This is a genomic window from Olivibacter sp. EAT-5 (assembly GCF_044784325.1).
GTDB classification, from domain to species: Bacteria; Bacteroidota; Bacteroidia; order Sphingobacteriales; family Sphingobacteriaceae; genus Olivibacter; species Olivibacter oleidegradans.
Genome location: NZ_CP173028.1, coordinates 4,670,253 through 4,687,571, shown reverse-complemented (window position 1 = coordinate 4,687,571; position 17,319 = coordinate 4,670,253). Strand labels below are relative to the sequence as shown.

Here is a 17,319-nt window from a genome sequence, read left to right as displayed (position 1 = left end):
GAAATAGCACATTACTAACGAATACTAAAACGACAAATAAACTAAATCAATTATGGCAGATAATGTATATGATGCGATAGTAATCGGATCAGGTATCAGCGGAGGCTGGGCAGCCAAAGAATTAACAGAGAAAGGGCTCAAAACAATTATGTTGGAGCGCGGCAGGAACATCGAACACATAAAGGATTACGAAAGCCCCAATAAGAACCCTTGGGATTTCCCTCACCGCGGTGGCAGAACGCAAAAAATGATTGAAGATTATCCGGTATTGAAGAGGGATTATCCCCTCAACGAAACGAATTTAAATTATTGGGTAAACGAAAAAGAAAGCCCGTACGTTGAGATAAAACGATTCGACTGGTATAGGGGTTATCACGTAGGTGGACGCTCATTAATGTGGGGCCGCCAAAGCTATCGTTGGAGCGATCTTGATTTCGAAGCGAATTTGAAAGATGGAATAGCGGTCGACTGGCCAATAAGATATAAGGATATTGCGCCGTGGTATAGCTATGCCGAAAAATTTGCGGGTATCAGTGGAAATCGGGATGGATTGGCCGTATTGCCTGATGGTGACTTTATGCCGCCGATGGAAATGAACGTGGTAGAAAAGGATGTTGCCGCACGGATTAAACAGCATTTTGGTGGAAAAAGACATTTTATTATTGGTCGTACAGCGAATATCACGGTTCCGCACAATGGACGCGTAAATTGCCAATACCAGAATAAATGTTGGTTAGGATGTAATTTTGGCGCTTATTTCAGCACGCAGTCCGCAACGTTACCAGCCGCTGTAAAAACAGGTAATTTAACGGTTAGACCTTGGTCAATTGTAACTAAAATCATCTATGATAAAGATACTAAAAAGGCCAAAGGTGTAGAGGTGCTGGATGCGCAGAACAATCAGACATACGAATATTTTGCTAAGATCATCTTTGTAAATGCGTCCGCACTAAATTCTGCTTGGGTATTAATGAACTCAGCAACAGATGTTTGGGAAGGCGGGCTTGGAAGCAGCAGCGGTGAATTGGGACATAATGTGATGGACCACCATTTAGGTGTTGGAGCTAGTGGAAGAGTCGAAGGCTTCGAAGATAAATATTATTTTGGGCGCAGAGCAAATGGTTTATACATCCCTCGCTTCCAAAACGTCGATGGTGATAAGAGAGATTACTTACGAGGATTTGGCTATCAAGGTGGTGCCAGTAGACAAGGGTGGAGTAGGAATGTCGCTGAAATGAATATTGGTGCTGACTTCAAAGATGAATTATGTGAACCTGGATCATGGACAATTGGTTTCGGTGGATTCGGTGAAATATTACCTTATCATGAAAACAAAATCACGTTGGATAAGGAGAAAAAAGATAAGTGGGGTCTTCCTGTACTGGCGTTCGACGTAGAAATTAAAGAGAATGAACTAAAAATGCGTAAGGACATGGCCGAAGAGGCAAAAGCAATGCTGGAAGCCGTTGGTGTAAAGGATGTCTTTACCTACGATCGCGAGTATGGTTTCGGTCAGGGAATCCATGAAATGGGAACAGCACGCATGGGTAGAGATCCTAAAACTTCCGTATTGAACGGAAATAATCAAGTATGGGATGCTCCTAACGTTTTTGTAACAGATGGTGCTTGTATGACCTCTGCGGCTTGCGTGAATCCTTCGCTTACGTATATGGCTTTAACTGCACGTGCCGCTGACTTTGCTGTGAAGGAGTTGAAAAAGGGAAATATTTAACAACCAATTTATTTAATCATGTCTGATACTAATAAAAATAACAAATCACAAACAAATGAATCCAGAAGGAGCTTTATAAAAGCCGGTGCTTTAGCAGCGGCTGGATTTATGATTGTTCCTAGACACGTTTTAGGAGGATCCGGTTTTATTGCGCCAAGCGATAAACTACAGGTTGCAGGTATTGGTGTAGGTGGTAAAGGATCAAGTGATATCAATGCTTTTTTTGAGAGCGGAAAAGCGGATATCGCCTTTTTATGTGACGTAGATGATAGAAGAGCTGCAGGGTCTGTAAAAAAATTCCCGAAGGCAAAATACTACAAAGATTATAGGGAAATGCTTGACAAAGAGCATAAGCATATAGACGCTGTTTCTGTATCAACTCCCGATCATAATCATGCTATTCAGGCACTCGCAGCCATGCAGTTGGGAAAACACGTATATGTTCAAAAACCGTTAACTCATGATGTTTGGGAAGCGCGCGTATTAACCGATGCTGCAAAGAAATATAAGGTAGTAACTCAAATGGGTAATCAAGGAGCCTCAAATGACGGCCCAAGGCAAGCCCGCGAATGGTATGAGGCCGGAATTATCGGTGATGTGCATACGGTATACTGCTGGACAGACAGACCGGTATGGCCTTCTGGAATTCAGTGGCCTACACAAAAGGCTGAAATTCCTAAAGAATTAAATTGGGATCTTTGGTTAGGCACCGCACCTCAAAAGGATTATGTGGATAAATTGGTTCCATTTAACTGGCGTGGATGGTGGGATTACGGAACCGGTGCATTGGGAGACATGGGCTGTCACTTACTAGAGCTACCATTCAGCGTATTGGGTCTTAGTTATGTACAAGATGTTCAGGCAAGTGTAGGTACCGTATATGTAGATGAATTTAAACGAGGGTATTTCCCTGAGAGTTGTCCTCCTTCAAGTCATGCTACGCTTACCTTCCCGAAAGGCACTAGAACCAACGGGCCCGTAACATTACATTGGATGGACGGGGGTATTCAACCGGAAAGACCCGAGGAGCTGGAACCTAATGAGATTTATGGCGATGGTGGAAACGGAATTCTATTGATCGGTACCAAAGGAAAAATTCTAGCCGACACTTACGGAAAAAATGCACGTCTTCTTCCAACGTCAAAAACAGCAACTGTCAATGTACCAAAGAAGTACGATCGTGTTGTCGGTCAAGAGGGAGGACATTATGCGCAATGGGTGGAGTCTTGTATCGCCGGGTACGGAAAGAAACCGGTGAGCTCACCCTTTGAAATTGCCGGACCACTTACCGAGGCTTTGCTAATGGCTAATTTAGCAATTAGAGGTGCCGACTTGCGCATCAATAATCAATATCCGGGCCGCAACATTAAATTGGTTTGGGATAACAATGCGATGAAGGTGACGAACTTTGACGAAGTGAATCAATTCGTTAAACGAAACTACCGTTCAGGCTGGGATGTAAAATACACAATATAAAAACCGTTAAATAAACTAAAGATATGAATAGAAGAGAAGCCTTGACCCGAGTAGCTTGGATAATGGGAGGCACTGTAATCGGTGCTAATCTCTTTCTTGAGGGCTGTACTCGCCCTGCATCGAAAGATGTAGAAAGCTTATTCAAAGAGGATCAAATAGACTATTTAGGTGATATTGCCGAAACCATTTTACCTAAAACATCCAGCCCGGGTGCAAAAGAGGCGGGCGTGGGTGCATTTATACCAGTAATGGTGCGCGACTGCTACACCAAAGAAGATCAAAAAGTATTTCTAGAAGGATTGGGAAAACTGGAAGATGCTTCAAAAGCTAAATACAGTAAGAAATTCCAGGAATTATCTAAAGAAGAACGCACCAGCTTGCTGACCGAAATTGATAAGGAAGCAAAAGAATACGGGAAGAACAAAAAAGAGGGGGATGCTAACCACTACTTTAGCATGATTAAGCAACTTACCTTACTGGGTTTCTTTACCTCTGAATTAGGAGCTACCAAAGCCCTAAGATATGTTAAAATACCAGGTCGTTACGATGGTAATTTACCTTATAAAAAGGGAGATAAGGCCTGGGCAACCTAGAATTAGTAAGCGCGAAAATAGAGAGCAACCCTCAACAGGTTGCTCTTTTTTATGTCGTACCGTTGGAGAATACTTTTTACTGGAGTAAATAATAATGCCTTATGGATACCAAATCACCCGTCCTATTTAGATTCAAGCAATTTCATGTAGAACAAACCAATGCTACCATGAAAATAAATACGGATGGCGTATTGTTAGGAGCCTTGGCTGACCATCCGTCACCCAACCGGATATTGGATATCGGATCAGGTACGGGAGTGATAGCAATGATGATGGCACAGCGGTTTCCACATGCTATAATTGACGCCGTTGAAAAAGATGAATTAGCAGCACAGTTATCGGATAAAAACTTTAAGAATTCTATTTTTTTCAATCGAATTCGAGCGCATTGTACGCTTTTTCAAGAGTTTGCCCCACCAGCGTTATACGACTTGATTGTTAGTAATCCACCCTTTTTTTTGAACGCACTTCAAAATCCTGATAAGCGAAAGTCCATTGCTAGACACACAGATGCATCCTTTTATCGCGAATTGATACAAAAAGCTTGGAGTTGGCTCAATGATGGCGGACAGTTACAACTTGTCCTCCCACCAGTCATCAGCACTAGTGTCCGGGAATATGCGGATAAGTTAACAGATTTTCATCCTGCTAAAGCAATCCATATAAAGTCATTTGAAAGCGAAGACGCCTTCAGACAAATTATATGTCTAAGAAAGGGGGAGCGAATGCAACCCAATGAAGATACGATCTTTACAATATATAAAGAAAGGGGTATATACTCCAACGCTTATAAAGAACTTTTGAAACCTTTTTTTGTTAATTTTTAATGCGTTAAACTTAGATACAGGGCCAATGAAAGAAGTTATATTAGTTAATGAGCAGGATGAAGCAGTCGGTAAAATGGAAAAGCTGGAAGCGCATCAAAAGGGTTTATTACATCGAGCCTTTAGCATTTTTGTTTTTAATACCGCAGGCGAACTGCTTTTACAAAGAAGGGCTTTGAATAAATATCATAGCGGGGGCTTATGGACAAATACTTGCTGTAGCCATCCTTTACCAAATGAAGATACACTTATCGCCGCTCAAAACAGATTACAAGAGGAGATGGGATTTCAAACGACACTGAGACCCCTCTTTTCCTTTTTATATAAAACGTCTTTTCACAATGGCTTAGTTGAACACGAATTCGATCATGTTTATGTAGGTGAGTTTAGTGGAGAAATTATACCAAATAGGGAAGAAGTTATGGATTACCAATGGATCGCTTATCAAAATCTTGAACAAATGATTAAGTCAAGCCCGGACGCTTTCACTTTTTGGTTTTTGGAAGTATACGAACGTGTTTTTAAGGAGTATAACAAAAAAAGCTAACTTCTCAACCAGCCCCATGTAGCATAGCACGCGGTGCCTAAGTCTTTACGTTAAAAAGGCACGCTCAAGTTAACTCGGCGCGCCTTCTTAATGTAAAGCCCTTGCGAAAGCAAGCGTACTATAAGAGCTGTGCGGAAGAGCAGATTCGAACTGCCACGCCCTTAGGGCGCCACCCCCTCAAGATGGTGCGTCTACCAATTTCGCCACTTCCGCATAATCAAACTACGATCATTTGTGCCCAGGGAGGGACTCGAACCCTCAAGAGCCGAGCTCAACGGCTTCTGAGACCGCAACGTTTACCAATTTCGCCACCTGGGCGTGGCTGCAAATATAGTACTTGTATTTGGTTCAAAAAATTTTTCTTATCATCAAATTCACTAAATTTCGTAAGAAACTCTTTCACAAAGTATTATTTTTTTAAGGATGGAAAACAAATAGGAGACTATACAGTTAATCCGTAAAGAGATGATTACTATGCATGCATAATTTATGTAGAATATTACTATATTTATCCTAGACTAAAATGCTAAATCATGAAAAATCTAACATTATTTGCGGTATTCATGCTACTGGTAAGTAGTGTCTTTGCCCAAAATCACAATGGAATATTAGGAAAGTGGCAAAACCCAAGCGGTGAAGGAAGGATCGAGATAACAAAAAAGGGAGAAAAATACTACGGAACCCTATATTGGCTAAAGCAACCCAATGATGAAAACGGCCAGCCTAAAAAAGATAAAAAGAATCCGGACGAGACAAAAAGATCGAGAACCATACAAGGAAGCCAAATATTGGAAGGCTTTACCGCTAAAGAGAACGGTTTATACGATGGGGGGACGATATATGATCCAAAATCGGGCAAAACATATAGTTGTAAAATGACCTTAAAAGGTGACAAGCTCGATATTCGCGGTTTTGTTGGTTTAAGCCTATTAGGTCGAACAGAAACATGGACGCGCGTAAAGTAGATGCAACTATTAAAAAAGAAAAGGGCCTCATGTAAAAATGAGGCCCTTTTCTTTAGGAGACCGATTTTTAATCTTCGGAGTGAAGCATGTCTTTGTGATCGTCTGGGTTATAGTTAGCTTGTAATTCGGCCAACTTCTTTTTTCCGTAAGCCAAACGCGTAATCAAAACAAACAATACCGGCACAAAGAAGATGGCTAATAGCGTGGCTGCCAACATTCCGCCAAATACGGTCCAACCGATAGTTTGGCGTGATACGGCACCTGCGCCGCTCGATAACATCAATGGTATATTACCTAATATAAAAGCCATAGACGTCATCACAATCGGGCGTAACCTTAACTTGACAGCATCAATGGTTGCGGCAATTAGTTCCATTCCCATATCGACCCTTTCTTTGGCAAATTCCACAATTAAGATAGCGTTCTTCGCCGCTAAACCAATCAAGGTGACCAAACCAATTTGAGCATAGATATTATTATCCAGCTTGGGGAGGAAGGTAAGCGCAAGAATCGCTCCGAACACTCCAACAGGCACCGACATCAAGATAGAAAACGGAACCGACCAGCTTTCATAAAGTGCCGCCAGTAACAGGAAAACGAAAATAATACAAAGCGCAAATATCATGACTGTCTTATTTCCCGACTCAAGTTCCTGCAAACTTAAACCTGCAAAGCTGTAGGTGTAACCCGTAGGGAGCGTTTGAGCAGCAACTTCTTTTAATGCATTCAAAGCGTCACCACTACTGTAGCCAGGTGCTGCATTACCACTGACCTCTATAGCACGAAAGATGTTAAAGTGATTGATAATTGACGGATTCTCAACAACTTTATAATCTACCAAGGTCCCGAGCGGAACCGACGTCCCTTTCGTGTTTTTCACATACAGATTATTGATATCTTCGATATGTTTTCTGAAGTTCGTATCGGCTTGGGTTACAACACGGAACGTACGTCCATACAATACAAAGTCGTTAATATAGCTACTACCGAAATAAGCCGATATAGTTCCGTAAACTGAATTAATCGGAACCCCCATCTTCTTTGCTTGCTCTCTATTTACTTCTACACGATAGTTGGGTGTTTTGGTATTAAATAGCGAATAGGCCATGGCTATTTCGGGGCGTTGGTTAGCCGCCATCAAGAATTTACCGACAACACCCTCAAAGGCTTTGATATCGCCTGCTTGCTGTTCTTCAATCTCCATAGTAAAACCGCCCGTAGTACCCAAACCTGGGATAGGAGGGGGAGCAACGGCTATTAAGCTACCTTTGGTATTGGCCATATATTTTCCCATCAACTGTCCTGTTATTTCGGTAACAGAACGATGGCGTTCCTCCCATGGCTTCAACTGTACAAAACAAGTCGCCGCACTCGATTTAAAAGCCCGGTTAAGGATATTGATACCGGAGATCGCAGTGATATTTTGTACCTCAGGAACCTCCTTTTGTATATACTTGGTAATTTCGTCCAAGTATTCGTTTGTTCGAGCTGCAGAAGCGCCTTCGGGTAGGGAAATCCCCATAAAGAAAACACCGGCATCCTCTTGCGGTATAAAACCGCTCGGCTTGGCTGTAAATAAGCCGTAGGTCCCCACAAAGATACAAATAAGTAAAATCATCACTAACGGCGTCTTCTTGATGCACCATTGCACGCCCCTTGAGTACTTTTGTGTAACACGATGGAACCAAGAGTTGAACAAATAGAATATGCGATCCAATCCTTTCGAATCCTTATCCAATTTCATTGGCTTTAACATTAATGAGCATAAGGCAGGTGTAAGGGAAAGGGCGATAAAAGCAGACAATAAAACCGAAACGGCAATAGTGATCGCAAACTGTTGATACAATTTACCCACCATGCCCGGTATAAAGCCCACCGGCACAAACACCGCTGCCAATATCAAAGCGATCGCAATAACAGGTGCAGTAATATCCTTCATCGCTTTCTGGGTAGCCTCTTTAGCCGAAAGGTGTTCATTGTCGATATAATGTTGCACAGCCTCCACCACCACAATCGCGTCATCCACCACAATACCGATCGCCAATACAAACGCCAACATTGTTAACGTGTTCACCGAAAAACCTAAAAGAATGAAGAAAATAAATGTACCAACAATAGATACCGGAATTGCTAACACCGGAATCAGAGTAGCTCGCCAGCTTTGAAGGAAAACAAATACCACGATGGTTACGAGCACCAATGCTTCTACCAGTGTATGAATCACGGAGCTAATGGATGCTTTTACCATTGAGATCGTTTCATAAGAAATCACATAATCCACGTCATCGGGGAATGATTTCTTAAGAGTTTCCAATGCCTGTTGAATACCCTCTGCAGTTTCTACTGCATTACCACCAGGCATTTGATTAATCATCATCATGGATGCAACCTGCCCATTCACCTTCGAGGATGTACTATAAGCAAACTCGCCCAATTCAATACGGGCCACGTCTCGTAGATAAACTAAAGACCCATCCGCATTGGTTTTAACGATGATATTTTCGAACTGCTCCGGTGTAATCAAATCGCCGTCAAGAATCACGTTAAATTCGAAAGCTTGAGAAGACGATTGCGGTTTCGCTCCGACACTACCACCCGGTATCCGTAGATTCTGCTCTTGGATAGCGGCGCTGACGTCTGCGGGTGTTAAGCTTAATCGCGACAATTTATCGGCGTCCAACCAAACGCGCATACTGAACGGTTGACCAAACGCTTGCACATCACCAACACCAGCTACACGTAAAAGTGCGTCTTTTACATAGATTTGAATGTAGTTTGACAGGAATTTTTCATCATGTGTTCCTTTTGGAGACACCAAACCTGCAACCATCAATATATCGTTATTAGCTTTCCGGGTAATAATTCCCAGACGCCTAACAGCTTCGGGGAGAGCCGGCTCGGCAATACCAACCCGGTTTTGGACATCCAGTGTCGCTATATCTATATCGGTACCTACGTCAAATGTTACAGTGATAGATGAACGACCGTCTGACGTACTATTTGATTGCAAATAGGTCATGCCCGGCGTACCGTTAATTTGACTCTCAATTGGTGTCGTTACAGTTTGCTCTACCGTGGCCGCATCAGCCCCTGTATAAGTACCTGTAACGGTAACGGTAGGAGGCGCCACATCCGGATACTGGCTAATAGGAAGCGTAGTAATCGCAATTGCTCCTATAAGAACTATTAATACAGAGATGACAATTGCGGTTACCGGCCTTTTTATAAATACTTCAGATATCATGTTTCGCTTATTATAAACTATTTCTTACTTGAACCTTGTCCCTGACCTTGCGGAGCTTGTGCTTCCATTTTGCTTTGGTCTACTACTTTCGCTCCAGGTTGAAGATTTTGTGTTCCTTCCACAACGATTTGCTGACCCGCCTGCAGCCCCTCATTGATCACTACCTTGTCAGCGATTTTTTGTCCCAATTTCACAGGTTGTTGTATAACGGTACTGCTATCCGTTACTACATAAACTTTAAACTCGCCGAGTTGCTCAATCACAGCCTGATACGGAATAATTGGCATCTTTGTAGTTGAATTTGCTGCTACCAACACATTAGCATTCATTCCTGCTCTCAAAACATTACTTGGATTGTCAAAAGTTGCCCTTACTGTAATAGTTCCTGTCGACGGATCAACAGCCCGATCAATAGCGGTCACTCTTCCCGGTTTTTCATAAGTGTTATTTCCTGATAACTGGAGCGTAATAACCGAATCTTTCAGGGATGCAGCGCTATTGCTCTGTAAGTCCACAAACTGTTTGATATCCCTTTCATTAACAGCGAAATCTACAGCAATTGGGTTGGTGGACGAAATGGTGTTAATAAGTGTTGTACCTGCGGATACCAAGGCTCCAGTACGTACCTGAGAAATACCAATCGTTCCATTGAAAGGGGCCCGAATAACGGAACGCTCTAAATCTGTGCTTGCTGAAGTTAATGCTGCTCTAGCAGACATAACCTGTGCTTGTGCATTATTTAAATCGGTCATTGCATAATCCAATGTCTGCTTGGCAATCGCATCTTGTTCAGCCAATCGCTTATAACGCTCCACGTCTCTATTTACCTTATTTAAATTAGCTTCTGCAATCGCTAAGTTTGCTTTTGCTTGTTCCTGGGCCGCTTGATAACGTGTACGATCAATCTCATATAATTTTTGTCCCTTCGTTACAGTTGCACCATCCGGTACCAATATCGCTGTAATATAACCATTCACTTCCGCTCGCAATTCGGTTTGGTTAAGTGCTACTACAGTTCCCGGGAAATTATTGATTCCTTTCACAATTTCCTCAGGAACGGAGGCTATAGCCACTGGAACAGGTCCACCGGCACCAGGTCGTTGTTGGCCTTGCTGATTCTTATTGCCACAGGAAGATAATACCAAACTTCCAGATAAAACGGCTAAAAAATGTATTAAATTTCTATTCATGTTATTTCGATTTATTGCTATTTATAAGAGATATTACCAAGGGCCTGTTGTACATCTAATTTACCCGATAGAACGGCGTATAAGGCATTTAAATAATTTATTTGTGTTGTACGTAGGTCTGTTTCAGCGGTCATTAAATCTAAGTAAGTTTTAATTCCCTCATCATATTGCAGTTTGATGGTATTATAAACTTCCTTTGAAAGTTCCACGTTTTCCTTGGCTGTCTTCCAGTCATTTAAATTTGCCTTATAAGTAGCCAATGCTTGCTGATGCTGTGTATTGATTTGATTTCTCAAATTAGTAATATCCCAATCGATACGCTTTTCCTGTAACTTTGATTTCCTGATTTCCTGTATACGTTTTGTCCCTTGAAAAATAGGAAAAGAAAGTGTTACACCAAGTACCGAACGCGGATAATCAACATCATAAAGGCTAGATAACCCGTTGTTGGTGCGCCAGTCCCAAGCATAATTGTAAAAAGCTGATAAATTAGGCAAAAAAGTCCATTTATTATATTGGGTATTGATTTGTTGCAAACGCTGCTGAGTTAGCAATTGTTGAAATTCAATGCGTCTTTCAAATTGCAGAAGTTGGGTGGTGTCAACCAACATTTCGTTTTCCATCGTCTTTCCATCGTACGATAAATCCAAAGGTTGGTTAACGTCAACGCCAATCAGCTCTTTTAAATAGGCATATTTATACTTAAGCATTTCCACCGTACGCTTTCTTTCTGCTTCGGTATTGCTCAAAGTAATTTGTGCTCTCTTATAGTCCGTTTTATCAACAAGCCCGGTCTCATAACGAGCATTCGCATCCGCTAACTGCTTTTTCGTTCTCGCTATATTCTCATCAATAATTTTTATCTGTTCTTCACTGGTCAATACATCATAAAAAGCCTTACTAACAGCCACTGTAATGTTAATCCGACTGTTTTCGGTATTTTGTGCATTCTGTAACTTCACATACCGAGCAGCTTTGGATGCCTGTAACAACGATGGATCCAGAATCTTCTGATCTGCCTGAAGTACTACCGCGGAAGTATGTTTCTGGCCAAATTGAATTACCTGATCTCCGATTACGTTTGTCGGAATTTTAACATTATAATTATAAGAAGCGTTAGCGCTTATTTGTGGAAACCAGCCGGATAATGCAGATGCTATATCTCTCTTGCCAATTTCTTCGTCGATCAAGGCCTGCTGAACGCTTGCCTGATTCTTCAAAGCAAAATCAATACACTCCTGCAAAGTGGCATTTTGCGAAATGCTATTATTAACTTGCGCGGTATCTTGTGCCTTGGCGCTAAAACCCGTAAGCAACAAAACCAATAAACTTAAATAGGTATACTTCATATGTTATTTATAAACTATCTATAGGTAATTAACTATATTTTAAGACCGTCCCACATGATGGAAGCCATGGCCTTTAATTCACTCTCTGTAAAATTGTGGTAACCGTTATTCTGCTTCTTAGCGGCGATTATTAATCCTCCCATAAATACCGAACTCACAATATGAATTCCATATTTTTTTAAGAAGCCGGCTTCCATTCCGCTCGTAAAAAAACTAGAGAAATTATCCTCATAGAACTGACTTTCCGTCGACTGCACAATGCGTTGAAAAGGACTGGAATAAAATTGCTCCATAAACGACAGCACCTTTGGATATTTCACAAAATATTGAAACAAATTGATCCATATACTTTTAAATCGTTCACTGTAATTATCCATTGAGCGATCTTTTATCCTAAAAATTTCATGCGAGATGCTATCTCTTACATAATCAAATAATTCCAGAATAATCGCATCCTTCGAGTCAAAGTAATGATAAATCGTACCTGCCGCAACTCCCGCTTTTTTTGACAACATACTCATCGGAACCCCGAGCAAGCCGTGCTCTTCAATCAATTCAAGCATGTTATCTAATATAACCTGCTTCTTCTCTGACGTATTTTCCAATTCAATCGAACGTTTATTCGGGAGCAAAAGTACTAATTATTTGTTACCTCGATATTACACTAAAAATAAGTACCGAAATATGATATTGATTTTACAATTGGTAATAAGCCCTACAACAACGCATTTAGCGGGCTTTATTGTCAAACTTAATTTTATTTATGGCTTCTTTTGTTTGTGTGTCTACAATTAGTTTGCCGCTTATTTCGGCTTGAGATAGCAACAATGAATCCCAATGTTTGGTTTCATTCCAAAGGTATTTTTTTATTTCGCAAAGCGCTATGAATGAATAATCAGCTAATTGCTTGCAAAAATTTTCCACTGTGCTATCTAATGCTTCTATATCGTCTAATACGGATTGGTACAATCCTCGTTCAGCGGCCCAGTACGCGCTCTTAAAGCTTAATGGATTAAAAGCTAATTCGGTAAATGCACTTAGTCCGACCTTCCGCTGTACTGCAGGCGCTATAACAAAGGGGCCTATCCCGATCGATAGCTCACTCAGTTTTACAGAAGCATCTTTCGTAGCAAAACAATAATCGCATGCAGCGGCTAAACCAACGGCTCCTCCTATCGCTTTTCCTTGAATCCGACCAATAACCGGTTGTCGAGCTAAACGGATAGCATTAATTACCTTGGCAAAACCGGAAAAGAAAAGCTTTCCTTCTTCTTCGCTTTTAATGGTCAATAGCTCATCGAAATTGGCGCCGGCACAAAATGTCTTTTCTCCTTCGCTTTTTAACACGATGACATGAATGGACTCGTTTTTTCCGAACTTATCAATCGATTGGGCCAACTGGTTAAGAAGGGAAGAGGGGAGTGCGTTATGATTAGGATGGTAAAAGCTTATGGTAGCGATCTTGCCATTTATAACGCTTGTAATCGTTCCCGACTCGCTTTTTAATTTGCTCATATCTTTAGATTTACGATGATATGGATTTTATTAATTTATTAACAGTAAACGTGTTTACTGTTTCCAACAGCCGAATAACAAAGTAAAGAAATAGGTCGGTAGAAACCAAAAGTAGTTATGGGCTCCCATAGCAATTCCGTCCTTATTTCTTGGAAATCAGGTTATAATATCGACTGATGTCGGACACTACTAGAAATTAAACGAATATTTGAAAACTGCCATTCTCCCCCTTAAGTCGTAACGACTGTACCAGATATTATTGGCATTTATATGATAGCTTTCATAACCCCTCACATTAGCCAGATTTGTCAGATTTAATTCAAGATCCGACTTCAGTTTAACAAGCTTTAAACGAAAATTGGCATCCATGAAAAAATAGGTTAGCCTATTATTTTGCTTGATGGATTGATAACGGCCTGCTATATTAACAAACAGATTTTTACCAATATAGAACACGAATTGCACGTGCTGATCATCGTATTGCATATATTGTTCGGGCAAAACAGACGTGATTCCATTCGTTATTACTTTGCTGCTCAACCACGTTCTTGTCGCCCGATAATTAAAAGAGACCCAGCTCCATAAACGAGCTTCAAAATTCGGACTTAAGGAAAAAGTTCGGTTATTATAGGGAAATAGCTCATTGTTTATTATTTGATTATAGCGTGTAGTGCTCCAAGAAGCCCGAATTTTCGCCGCAGACCCTAAAGCAAAGATAAACTTACTAATTTCTATATGCGTATTCAGTGTACTTACATTGTTTTCAAGCGGCAGTAGTACGGTTTGGGATATATTTTGATTTACCACATTAGACGCAATCGTATTGGCTATTGATTTGTTCCAATTTAAGCCTGCATTCATAAAGAGCATCGCAATACTCCTTTGGAAATTATATTGCAATCCCACGTTGTGGCTACTCCGCTCCTGCAGACCGGCATTATTGACCTGTATAGTTCGGTAATTGGTTAGAATCGCTCCACGGTAGATACCGCCTATGTTACCCATGTGATTCGAATAAGTGTAATTGGTAGAAAGGTAATCTTCCTGGTTGACCATCCACTTTAATCGCAAAGCAGGGTTAAACAATAATTGATATTGATTACGCACAAGCATAAAGTAGGGGTCTTTGTATCCAATCCGTTGACCGGCAAGTGGAAGAACGAGCGAAGTTTCCCATCTTCGTGCTTTATATTCGTAGTTCGCTTCCGCATAGAGCCTATGTCGGCTCCATTGCAAGTCATTGTCTTTACTCCCGGCAAAAGCGAGTGTTCGACCGTCATCCTGATTCAGCCGCAATACCGATTCCAAATGCTGTAACTCATTCAAAACACCTAGCCTATAATGCTGCTTGACTTTATTTTTTACTAAACCATAACTTAATGATAGACGGTTAAACCAGGTTGGTGTTTGTACAGATTGAGTGGTCGACTGATAAGCAACACTATCGTTTAATATCGGCGCATTTACACCCGGTTGTAAGAACAACTGTTGAGGTAGATTGGAGTAATTGACGTACCAAGTAAGCTGAAATACGTTTCTATTATGCAATTCAGGAATATATTCCAAACGATTCGAAAGATCTCGGACTTTGCTTGTTAAACGTAGGTTTAAGGCAGCACCATTATTGAACATATTCGCGTCGGCGCGATCGCCCGAATAAGAAAAACGTAGTTCATTCTTAAAATAATGGCTTTTTTTATTGGCTTCTGCACTTAAAGTAAAGTCGGCCAGAAAAGGATGTCGAAACAAAGCTTGTCGCTCACTGTAATGAATAGTATCTTCACCTAAATAAGTATCGCTCAAACCATTATAATTCAGTTGATTCCGATCCACCAATATATTAATAGTTGACTTAAGCTGTAATCCATTTCTAAGATTCAGCAGGTTATTGGCATTAACGGCCACTGACTCATTTAAATAGTAACGCGGCTTTGGTAAATTCGGAGTTCCGACTGTACCTGTGGATAATAGGGCATCCGGACGCTCATTTCCTATCGTGGATAGTATAACAGATCGATTAAAAGCCGTAAAATCCAATGATAGATCCTCTCCGATATTATTTCCTTTCATCACATTAAGCATCTTATATTTCTTATTAAATAAGATGCCGTTTATTTCACTATCGTATTGGTGCGGTAAACCAAGACCAAGCTTGGCCTGTCCCGTCATTTTGAGCTTAACGTCCTCTTTAATTACCAAATTCAGTGCTACCTGATCACTCGATACTTTATTCTGGAGTATTTTAATGGGTTGATGATTCTGCATAACTTCAACATTCTTCACCATACCATGGGGGATCGTTTTTGATCCGATAACGTAACGGTCGGCAAGAAGGTCATCTCCGTCGATGTACAGACTGGAAATACTTTTTCCGTTGTACTTGATTTCGCCGTTGTCCGCGACTTCTATACCAGGTAGGCGCTTTAAGACTTCTCCGATAGAACGATCCTCGCCTTTCGCAAAATTGCTCACCTGATAGCTCAGGGTATCGCCTCGACGCCGAATCGAGGGTTTGCTTTTTACTTCTACCTGAGAAAGATCGATTGTTTGCTCTTCTAATATAATCTTATAAAAATCTTGCCCATTTAACGATAAACGAACCTGCTTATAACCAAGATGGCGTATTTCTAAGACCAAATGATTGTTATTTGCGGTATCAGGCAAGGCAATCATGAAATTCCCTTGAGCATCACTTATTTTAAACCTGACAACACGGTTATCCCTGTTTTTAATAACAACATTGGCGTAAGCGACATCCTTCCCATCTTTTGTTTGCAACCGGCCCTGAACCGCTTGTTTCTGGGCAAATAACAAAAAAGGAAAAATCAATAAAAGAAAGGTAGTTAAGCTTACTTCCCATGGATATATCTTCGAAACCATGAAAAAGAACTGGACAGCCCGAGTCACTCATTTATTTTGTTAATTCGATCGGATTATTGTCAGTGTTAGAAACTCCTCCGGCATTTTTGTTCACATTGATGGATTTAATTTTACCGGGATCTATTGAACTAAATGCATCCTCTTTTTTAGGTAATCCGCTGATTACATTCGCTGCATTGGAGCGCCCTCCTTGTCCCTGCACATCCATAAACGTCTGCCTGTTTTCTTTAAATGCTTTTAATAAACGATCTAACGCCTCTTGATTTATTTCAATATAATCGGTTGTTGTTCCTATCTGTAAATTTACATGGTCCAATTTCTCAAACCCAACAAAATGGAATACCACTTCCTTTTTGCTATCAGCCACATCAAGAATTAATCCAGGTAAACCATGCAACTTCCAAGGACCAAAAGAAAAAGGCAATTCCGGCGAAAACCAAGCGGTATAGGTTCGACCTTTAAATGATACGGTAGCTTTCTGACAATTATATCCTCCAATTGTTAGGGTATCGTCATTAATTTTCCAATCTAATTGGGGATAAGGTTCATCTAAAATATACTGGTTTTGCATCAGCCGATATATTCTTTTCAGTGCCCGGGTATTGGACACAAAATAGAACGACTCATTGGTAGAACTCCCTTTGCTCACCAAGGTGATATTACCGTCAAAAGAGGGGTTGGCAACCTGTTCTTCCATTTGTCTGTTGATTTCCTCTTCTGCGTTTGACGTAAAGAAAGACCGGTTAATGCCGGCATAAAGTACCATCTCTTCTTCTTTCGGATGATCCCTATTAGCAGTATCGTTCACATGAATAAACTGATAACGTGCCCGTGCCAACACTGGTTCTGTTTCCTGTGCGTTCACTTTCACTATGAAGAAAAAACATACGACTCCTACATACCATAATTTGAGGTGCTTCATAATTTCATATTTATATTTTGCTAGTAACCTTAATTCAGGAAATCACCAAGGTCAACAGACGGCCTTTAACATATTTTCTTCG

Annotated in this window: 13 protein-coding genes and 2 tRNA genes; 6 read left to right on the top strand and 9 right to left on the bottom strand. The window is 40.9% G+C overall.

All coding sequences use genetic code 11. From position 1 onward, the window contains the following. The first annotated feature begins 52 nt into the window (after window positions 1-52). From ACH11B_RS19510 to idi, 5 genes are all read left to right on the top strand, one after another. Window positions 53-1,732: a GMC oxidoreductase gene (locus tag ACH11B_RS19510; RefSeq protein ID WP_013666897.1), complete on the top strand. Its 1,680-nt coding sequence runs from the start codon at window positions 53-55 to the stop codon at window positions 1,730-1,732. Between the two features lie 18 nt (window positions 1,733-1,750). Continuing rightward, window positions 1,751-3,208, top strand: a complete 1,458-nt coding sequence (locus ACH11B_RS19505; RefSeq protein ID WP_013666896.1) for a Gfo/Idh/MocA family protein — start codon at window positions 1,751-1,753, stop codon at window positions 3,206-3,208. A gap of 23 nt (window positions 3,209-3,231) precedes the next feature. Beyond that, window positions 3,232-3,801 carry a gluconate 2-dehydrogenase subunit 3 family protein gene (locus ACH11B_RS19500; RefSeq protein WP_130856014.1) on the top strand — a complete coding sequence of 190 codons (570 nt, stop codon included), beginning with the start codon at window positions 3,232-3,234 and terminating at the stop codon, window positions 3,799-3,801. 101 nt (window positions 3,802-3,902) lie between these two features. Continuing rightward, window positions 3,903-4,628 carry a tRNA1(Val) (adenine(37)-N6)-methyltransferase gene (locus tag ACH11B_RS19495; protein ID WP_013666894.1) on the top strand — a complete coding sequence of 242 codons (726 nt, stop codon included), beginning with the start codon at window positions 3,903-3,905 and terminating at the stop codon, window positions 4,626-4,628. 25 nt (window positions 4,629-4,653) lie between these two features. After that, entirely contained in the window at window positions 4,654-5,172 is a 519-nt protein-coding gene (gene idi / locus ACH11B_RS19490; RefSeq protein ID WP_013666893.1) for an isopentenyl-diphosphate Delta-isomerase, read from the top strand. A 130-nt stretch (window positions 5,173-5,302) separates the two neighbouring features. Here idi and ACH11B_RS19485 read toward each other — a convergent pair. After that, window positions 5,303-5,385, bottom strand: a tRNA-Leu gene (locus tag ACH11B_RS19485). Between the two features lie 22 nt (window positions 5,386-5,407). Beyond that, window positions 5,408-5,490 (bottom strand) — tRNA-Leu (locus ACH11B_RS19480). A 215-nt stretch (window positions 5,491-5,705) separates the two neighbouring features. On the opposite strand from ACH11B_RS19480, the gene ACH11B_RS19475 reads away from it, so the two are divergent. Beyond that, a complete protein-coding gene (locus ACH11B_RS19475) occupies window positions 5,706-6,137 on the top strand; it encodes a DUF2147 domain-containing protein (RefSeq protein ID WP_130856015.1) in 432 nt (143 codons plus the stop codon). 67 nt (window positions 6,138-6,204) lie between these two features. Here the strand turns inward: ACH11B_RS19475 and ACH11B_RS19470 are convergent, their stop codons facing one another. The 7 genes from ACH11B_RS19470 to ACH11B_RS19440 form a co-directional block, all read right to left on the bottom strand. After that, on the bottom strand, window positions 6,205-9,381 hold the full coding sequence (locus ACH11B_RS19470) for an efflux RND transporter permease subunit (RefSeq protein WP_377608956.1): 3,177 nt from the start codon (window positions 9,379-9,381) through the stop codon (window positions 6,205-6,207). Between the two features lie 17 nt (window positions 9,382-9,398). Next, window positions 9,399-10,571, bottom strand: coding sequence for an efflux RND transporter periplasmic adaptor subunit (locus ACH11B_RS19465; protein ID WP_130856016.1), 1,173 nt, complete (start codon window positions 10,569-10,571; stop codon window positions 9,399-9,401). A 17-nt stretch (window positions 10,572-10,588) separates the two neighbouring features. Continuing rightward, window positions 10,589-11,920 (bottom strand): TolC family protein, encoded by a 1,332-nt coding sequence (locus ACH11B_RS19460; RefSeq protein ID WP_013666889.1) that lies wholly within the window; start codon window positions 11,918-11,920, stop codon window positions 10,589-10,591. A 32-nt stretch (window positions 11,921-11,952) separates the two neighbouring features. Beyond that, window positions 11,953-12,525: a TetR/AcrR family transcriptional regulator gene (locus ACH11B_RS19455; RefSeq protein WP_049795052.1), complete on the bottom strand. Its 573-nt coding sequence runs from the start codon at window positions 12,523-12,525 to the stop codon at window positions 11,953-11,955. 124 nt (window positions 12,526-12,649) lie between these two features. Then, on the bottom strand, window positions 12,650-13,435 hold the full coding sequence (locus ACH11B_RS19450) for an enoyl-CoA hydratase/isomerase family protein (RefSeq protein WP_130856018.1): 786 nt from the start codon (window positions 13,433-13,435) through the stop codon (window positions 12,650-12,652). A gap of 189 nt (window positions 13,436-13,624) precedes the next feature. Then, window positions 13,625-16,315 carry a hypothetical protein gene (locus ACH11B_RS19445; protein WP_377608958.1) on the bottom strand — a complete coding sequence of 897 codons (2,691 nt, stop codon included), beginning with the start codon at window positions 16,313-16,315 and terminating at the stop codon, window positions 13,625-13,627. A gap of 31 nt (window positions 16,316-16,346) precedes the next feature. Further along, a complete protein-coding gene (locus ACH11B_RS19440) occupies window positions 16,347-17,237 on the bottom strand; it encodes a GLPGLI family protein (RefSeq protein ID WP_377608960.1) in 891 nt (296 codons plus the stop codon). Between the last annotated feature and the right edge of the window lie 82 nt (window positions 17,238-17,319).

Coding starts and splice junctions, on each gene's coding strand:
- ACH11B_RS19440 (WP_377608960.1), bottom strand. CDS start 17,237: ATGAAGCACCTCAAATTATGGTATGTAGGAGTCGTATGTTTTTTCTTC.
- ACH11B_RS19450 (WP_130856018.1), bottom strand. CDS start 13,435: ATGAGCAAATTAAAAAGCGAGTCGGGAACGATTACAAGCGTTATAAAT.
- ACH11B_RS19470 (WP_377608956.1), bottom strand. CDS start 9,381: ATGATATCTGAAGTATTTATAAAAAGGCCGGTAACCGCAATTGTCATC.
- ACH11B_RS19460 (WP_013666889.1), bottom strand. CDS start 11,920: ATGAAGTATACCTATTTAAGTTTATTGGTTTTGTTGCTTACGGGTTTT.
- ACH11B_RS19475 (WP_130856015.1), top strand. CDS start 5,706: ATGAAAAATCTAACATTATTTGCGGTATTCATGCTACTGGTAAGTAGT.
- ACH11B_RS19445 (WP_377608958.1), bottom strand. CDS start 16,315: ATGGTTTCGAAGATATATCCATGGGAAGTAAGCTTAACTACCTTTCTT.
- idi (WP_013666893.1), top strand. CDS start 4,654: ATGAAAGAAGTTATATTAGTTAATGAGCAGGATGAAGCAGTCGGTAAA.
- ACH11B_RS19465 (WP_130856016.1), bottom strand. CDS start 10,571: ATGAATAGAAATTTAATACATTTTTTAGCCGTTTTATCTGGAAGTTTG.
- ACH11B_RS19505 (WP_013666896.1), top strand. CDS start 1,751: ATGTCTGATACTAATAAAAATAACAAATCACAAACAAATGAATCCAGA.
- ACH11B_RS19500 (WP_130856014.1), top strand. CDS start 3,232: ATGAATAGAAGAGAAGCCTTGACCCGAGTAGCTTGGATAATGGGAGGC.
- ACH11B_RS19495 (WP_013666894.1), top strand. CDS start 3,903: ATGGATACCAAATCACCCGTCCTATTTAGATTCAAGCAATTTCATGTA.
- ACH11B_RS19510 (WP_013666897.1), top strand. CDS start 53: ATGGCAGATAATGTATATGATGCGATAGTAATCGGATCAGGTATCAGC.